A 6,123-nucleotide genomic window follows, 5' to 3' on the forward strand; every position below is an offset into this window, starting at 1 on the left:
TGGAACGGGTCGAGGACCTCCATGCCCTTCGGCGGCCAGACGCCGCCGGTGAAGGCGGTGCGGGCATATTGCTGCGTCTCGCCCGGAAACAGGCTGGCATCGAAGAAAGCCCAGAACCAGGCGACGAAGAACATCACCTCGGAGGCGATGAACATGATCATGCCGTAGCGCAGATGCAGCGACACGACGCGGGTGTGATGGCCCTCATGCGCTTCCTTGATGGTGTCCGACCACCAGGCGAACATGGTGTAGATCACGATCAGGAGGCCGATGAAGAATAGCCAGGGATTGGCGATGTTATGGCCGAAGATCGGGAAGCTGCCGGCCTTCAGGTACTGCATCAGGCAGACGCCGCCGATGGCGGTCACCAGCGCGCCGACGGAGCCAAGGAACGGCCACGGGCTGGGGTCGACGAGATGGTAGTCGTGCTGTGGTTTTGCGTGTGCGTCTGCCATATCAACCCCCGAGGCTTGCTTCGGTATTCGGAACTTTGTTGGTGCTTTGGGCCGGCGCCGACGATGCGACGGGCTTGTTCTTGTCGACCGGGAACATGGTGTAGGACAGGGTGATGGTCTTCAAGTCCTTCAGTTCCGGCACGTCGACGATATCGGGATCTACATAGAACACGACCGGCATGTCCAGCGATTCACCGGGCTTCAGCGTCGTGTCGGTGAAGCAGAAGCACTCCACCTTGTTGAAGTAGGGACCGGCCAGTTCCGGCTGCACGTTGAAAGTGGCGCGGCCGGTAAAGGGACGGTCGAACTTGTTGGTGGCGCTGTAATGTGCCTCCACCGTCTCGCCGATCTTGATGGTGACCGAGCGGGCGACCGGCTGGAACTCCCACGGAACGCCAGCGGTGTTGGCATCGAAGCGGACGGTGATGTCGCGGTCGAGCACGCGGTCGGCATATTGCTGAGTGGCGCGCTTGACAGTGCCGCCATAGCCGGTGGCCTGGCAGAACATGGTGTAGAGCGGCACTGCGGCATAGGCCATGCCGATCATGCCGGCAAAGAAGGCGATGCAGACGCCGGCGACGACGCGGTTGGTGTTCTTCTTGGTGGGGTCGGTGATTGTTTCGCGCGCCATCGTCACATCGTCCCCGAGAGGTTGTGGCCGAACTTCACAATGGTGGCGATATAGAAGATGACGACGAGCACCGCCAGCGCAACGCCGATGGCGACCGAGCGGCTGCGCCGTGCCTTCTGCTGGCGTTCGGTCAGCGTGACGAGCTCAAGGTTCTTGTCGGCCACGATCAAATCCCCCCCATGGCGAGCGCGCGCCCGACCACGCAGTCGGCGAGGTAGGCGGCGAAGATGGCGAAGAGGTAGAGCAACGAATAGGCGAACAAAGCCTTGGCCGGCTTCATGGCGCGATCGTCGGCGGCCATGCCAAGCACCTTCCAGGCATACCAGACGAAGCCGGCGCCAAGCACGGCGGCGACGGCCCCATAGGCGACCGTGGTGAAACCGAGCGCCCAGGGCAGCACTCCGACGGGCGCCAGGATGAGCGAATAGGCGAAGATCTGGCGCCTGGTGGATGCCTGTCCGGCGACATTCGGCATCATCGGGATGCCGGCGCGCTGATAGTCCTCGGACTTGAAGAGCGCGAGCGCCCAGAAATGCGGCGGTGTCCACAGGAAGATGATCAGGAACAGGATCAGGCTTTCCAGGCTGATATTGCCGGTCACTGCCGCCCAGCCGATGACGGGCGGGATGGCCCCGGCGGCGCCGCCGATGACGATGTTCTGAGGCGTCCAGCGCTTCAGCCACATGGTGTAGATGACGGCGTAGAAGACAATCGTGAAGGCCAGAAGCGCGGCCGACAGCCAGTTGACCAGCACGCCCAGCGTCATCACCGACAGCACCGACAGCACCAGGCCGAAACTCAGCGCTTCGCCAGGCGTGACGCGGCCGGCCGGAACCGGACGGTCTTTGGTCCTGGTCATCACCCGATCGATGTCGGCGTCGTACCACATGTTGAGCGCGCCGGAAGCGCCAGCGCCGATAGCGATCGACAGGATGGCGATCACCGCCAGCAGCGGATTGATGGTGACGGGCGCCGCGACCAGGCCGACAAAGGCGGTGAACACCACCAACGACATGACGCGCGGCTTCAGGAGAGCGAAGAAATCGCCCGCCGTCGCTTCCGACATGCGAAAGCCCGCTTCGTCAATCAATCTCTCGTCGACAAGGGCCATGCGTACTTAAAGTCCATCATTCCGTTGGCCAAAACCGCCGGACGAGCCGGCGGTCTCGTATTCGCGCGGAACCGCCGCCTACTTGATCTTCGGCAACTGTTCCCACTGGTGGAACGGCGGCGGCGACGGCAGCTGCCATTCGAGCGTGGTCGCACCCTCGCCCCACGGATTGGCGCCGGCCACCCGCTTCTTCTGGAACGCCTCGAACACGCCATAAAGGAAGATCACGACGCCGACGGCCGAAATGTAGGAACCGTAGGACGACACCATGTTCCAGCCGGCGAAGGCATCCGGATAGTCGATGTAGCGGCGCGGCATGCCCGACAGGCCGAGGAAATGCTGCGGGAAGAAGATCAGGTTGACGCCGACGAAGGTGACCCAGAAGTGGGTGTTGGCGATGACGGGCGAGTACATGTAGCCGGTCATCTTCGGGAACCAGTAATACCAGCCGGCGAAGATGGCGAAGACGGCGCCGAGCGACAGCACGTAGTGGAAGTGCGCGACGACATAGTAGGTGTCGTGCAGCGGGCGATCGAGACCGGCATTGGCGAGCTGGACGCCGGTGACGCCGCCCAGCGTGAACAGAAAGATGAAGCCGATCGCCCACAGCATCGGGGTCTTCAGCGAGATCGACCCGCCCCACATTGTGGCGACCCAGGAGAAGATCTTCACGCCCGTCGGCACCGCGATGACCATGGTGGCGAAGACGAAGTAGCGCTGCGTGTCGAGCGACAGGCCGGTCGTGTACATGTGGTGCGCCCAGACGATGAAGCCGACGGCGCCGATCGCGACCATGGCGTAGGCCATGCCGAGGTAGCCGAACACCGGCTTCTTCGAGAAGGTCGAGACGATGTGGCTGACGATGCCGAAGCCCGGCAGGATCAGGATGTAGACTTCCGGGTGACCGAAGAACCAGAACAGGTGCTGGAACAGGATCGGGTCACCGCCGCCATCCGGCGTGAAGAAGGTGGTGCCGAAATTGCGGTCGGTGAGCAGCATGGTGATGCCGCCGGCCAGGACCGGCAGCGACAAAAGCAGCAGGAAGGCGGTGATCAGCACCGACCAGGCAAACAGCGGCATCTTGTGCAGGGTCATGCCCGGCGCGCGCATGTTGAAGATGGTGGTGATGAAGTTGATGGCGCCGAGGATCGAGGAGGCGCCGGCGATGTGCAGCGACAGGATCGCCAGGTCCATGGCCGGTCCAGGCTGGCCGGATGTCGACAGCGGCGGATAGATCGTCCAGCCGCCGCCGACGCCAAAGGCGCCCGGCGCGCTCGGCACGAACATCGAGGTGAGCAGCAGGATCAGGGCCGGCGGCAGCAGCCAGAAGGAGATGTTGTTCATGCGCGGGAAGGCCATGTCCGGCGCGCCGATCATGATCGGCACCATCCAGTTGGCGAAGCCGCCGATCAGCGCCGGCATGACCATGAAGAAGATCATAATCAGCGCGTGTGCGGTGGTGAAGGCATTGTACATGCTCTTGCCGCCGTCGAGCGCCGCGTCGCCGCTCATGCCGTAGACCATCTGCGCCAGACCGGTGAAGATCTGGATGCCCGGCTCCTGCAGCTCCATGCGCATGACGACCGACAGCGCGCCGCCGATGATGCCGGCGCAGATCGCGAAGATCAGATAGAGCGTGCCGATGTCCTTGTGATTGGTCGAATAGACCCAGCGGACCCAGCCATGATAGGGCTTGTGGTCGTGATCGTCGTGAGCTGCAGCCTCTGCCATGTTCCGCTCCGTTCCCTGATCTTTCCTGGCCGCGGCATCAGTTGCCGGCAGCCGCTACCTTGTCTTGAGCATCGACCTCGGCCATCAGCGCCTTGTTGGCGCCGGGCAGGTCGGCCCTGGCTGCGGCCAGCCAGGTGTTGTACTGCGCGTCGGAGACGACGCGGATGGCGATCGGCATGAAGGCGTGGTCCTTGCCGCACAGCTCCGAGCACTGGCCGTAGTAGAGGCCTTCCTTCTCGGCCTTGAACCAGATCTCGTTGATGCGGCCGGGCACGGCGTCGGTCTTGACGCCGAAGGACGGCATGGCGAAGGCATGGATCACGTCGGTCGCCGTCACCAGGACGCGGGTCATGGTGTTGACCGGCACGACCAGTTCGTTATCGACGGCGAGCAAGCGCGGATAGAGCTTGCGGTCTTCCTTGCCGGCGGCGGCGCGGTCGGCGTCCTGGAGGATAGCGGAGTTGAAGGAGAGCGTCTTGTCGAGCTGGTATTCGTAGTCCCAGTTCCACTGGTTGGCGGTCGCCTTGAGCGTCAGCTTGGCTTCCTCCGGCGGCGTGTACTGCGCGGTGAGCAGCTGGAACGAGGGGATGGCCAGGCAGAGCAGGATGACAACCGGCCCGACCGTCCAGATCACCTCGATCAGCGTGTTGTGGCTGGTGCGCGACGGCACCGGATTGACGCTGGCGCGGAACTTCAGGATGCAATAGGCGAGCAGGAACAGCACGAACAGCGTGATCGGCACGATGAACCACAGCGTGTAGTGCTCGAACCAGGTCACCTGCCGCATGATGTCTGTGACGGCGGGCTGGAAGGTCATCTCCCAGGGCTGCGGCTGGGCCGCATGGGCGGATGCGCCGGCAAAGACAGCGACGGCGGCAGCGGCGCTTGCTAGGAATTTTCTCATCGCCCTCATCATCTCCCATTTTCTCGCGGCCGTATGCGCAAGAATATCGAATAGCGCCGGGACGGGAATCCCGGACAGTCCCAAGGCTGGTTCAAACCATACTCTAATTGCCTCCGCAAGAAAGGAGCGGAGGAAACCGTGCGGCATTTTTGCGCGCAAGTGCGACCACGCCTTCGGGACGGCAAAGCGGCCTCTGCCGATCACCGGCGCGTGATCGGCAGTGAACGCTCCGGACCCGCGCGCCGCACGGTCGCAATTCGGGCGAATTTGGCTTGGAAAAGCGCTGAATTGCCCATGTCCGGGCGGGCTGGCGGCGGTCTCGTCCTTTACTTGGCTGTCGCTCGGCTTCAAAGTGCCGTGATTCGCAATGGAGCCGTCATGAGACCCTGGCTTTCGAGAACCTTGGCGAAGGTCATCTTTCTCGCCGCCTTGCTTGGCGCCTGCCTGTCCGGCACGGGCGCATCGTACGCCGCACAGGCCAATGCTGCGCAGCAGCCGAGCGGCACTGTGCGCTCGACGCATGGCGCGTGGTCGATCATCTGCGACACGCCGGCCGGCGCGACGTCGGAGCAATGCGTGATGATGCAGAACGTCGTCGCCGAGGACCGGCCGGAGATGGGGCTGTCGGTGGTCGTTTTGCGCACCGCCGACAACAAGGCGGAGATCCTGCGTGTGCTGGCCCCGCTCGGCGTTCTCCTGCCCAACGGGCTTGGCCTCAATGTCGATGGCAAGGACATCGGGCGGGCCTATTTCGTACGCTGCTTCCAGGACGGCTGCTATGCCGAGGTGATCCTCGAAAAGCCGCTCCTCGACACGCTGAAGACCGGCACCTCGGCCACCTTCATCGTCTTCCAGACGCCGGAAGAAGGCATCGGCATTCCTGTCGACCTCAAGGGTTTCGCCGACGGTTTTGCCGCGCTCCCCTGATCCTAGCCGGGCAGGCTGCGACGACGGCGGTGGCCTGACACCGGTGTGATCGGGCCTGTTGCCGATTGTCTCGGCGCGCCTTCGCCCCTACATGGGGGAACGACCAATCCTCCCGCGGACGGACCTGCCATGAACAGCCTGATCGGCCAATTCGACATTTCCGGCGATCGCCTGAAGAAGATCGTCGCCGAGACCATCAACGGCGCCGACGATGGCGAACTGTTCCTCGAATACAGCGAAAGCGAGGCGCTGATGTTCGACAATGGCCGGCTGAAGACCGCGAACTTCAACACCGACCAGGGTTTCGGATTGCGCGCTGTCGCCGGCGAGGCCAGCGGCTATGCGCATTCGAGCGATCTTTCGG

Annotated in this window: 8 protein-coding genes; 2 read left to right on the forward strand and 6 right to left on the reverse strand. The window is 63.4% G+C overall.

Annotation, left to right across the window (positions count from 1 at the left end; all coding sequences use genetic code 11):
• The 6 genes from EOA33_RS20855 to coxB form a co-directional block, all read right to left on the reverse strand.
• The coding region (locus tag EOA33_RS20855) for a cytochrome c oxidase subunit 3 (RefSeq protein WP_190234320.1) at positions 1-455 on the reverse strand (455 nt) is incomplete at its 3' end.
• A 1-nt stretch (position 456) separates the two neighbouring features.
• Complete coding sequence (locus tag EOA33_RS20860) at positions 457-1,086, reverse strand: cytochrome c oxidase assembly protein (protein ID WP_126055919.1); 630 nt, start codon at positions 1,084-1,086, stop codon at positions 457-459.
• A gap of 2 nt (positions 1,087-1,088) precedes the next feature.
• The gene (locus tag EOA33_RS20865; RefSeq protein ID WP_126055920.1) at positions 1,089-1,250 is read right to left on the reverse strand and encodes a hypothetical protein; all 162 of its coding nucleotides are present in this window, start codon (positions 1,248-1,250) and stop codon (positions 1,089-1,091) included.
• Positions 1,251-1,252: 2 nt separating this feature from the next.
• Entirely contained in the window at positions 1,253-2,197 is a 945-nt protein-coding gene (locus tag EOA33_RS20870) for a heme o synthase (RefSeq protein WP_127406454.1), read from the reverse strand.
• Between the two features lie 78 nt (positions 2,198-2,275).
• Complete coding sequence (ctaD, locus tag EOA33_RS20875) at positions 2,276-3,928, reverse strand: cytochrome c oxidase subunit I (RefSeq protein ID WP_127406455.1); 1,653 nt, start codon at positions 3,926-3,928, stop codon at positions 2,276-2,278.
• A gap of 37 nt (positions 3,929-3,965) precedes the next feature.
• Positions 3,966-4,832, reverse strand: coding sequence for a cytochrome c oxidase subunit II (gene coxB / locus EOA33_RS20880; protein WP_245482397.1), 867 nt, complete (start codon positions 4,830-4,832; stop codon positions 3,966-3,968).
• Positions 4,833-5,210: 378 nt separating this feature from the next.
• On the opposite strand from coxB, the gene EOA33_RS20885 reads away from it, so the two are divergent.
• Both EOA33_RS20885 and EOA33_RS20890 read left to right on the forward strand, forming a co-directional pair.
• Complete coding sequence (locus EOA33_RS20885) at positions 5,211-5,759, forward strand: invasion associated locus B family protein (protein ID WP_127406457.1); 549 nt, start codon at positions 5,211-5,213, stop codon at positions 5,757-5,759.
• A 129-nt stretch (positions 5,760-5,888) separates the two neighbouring features.
• Positions 5,889-6,123, forward strand: a 235-nt coding sequence (locus EOA33_RS20890) for a DNA gyrase modulator (protein ID WP_281033535.1), incomplete at its 3' end; no start/stop codon positions are given.

Source organism: Mesorhizobium sp. M4A.F.Ca.ET.050.02.1.1, assembly GCF_003997725.1.
Classification (GTDB): domain Bacteria; phylum Pseudomonadota; class Alphaproteobacteria; order Rhizobiales; family Rhizobiaceae; genus Mesorhizobium.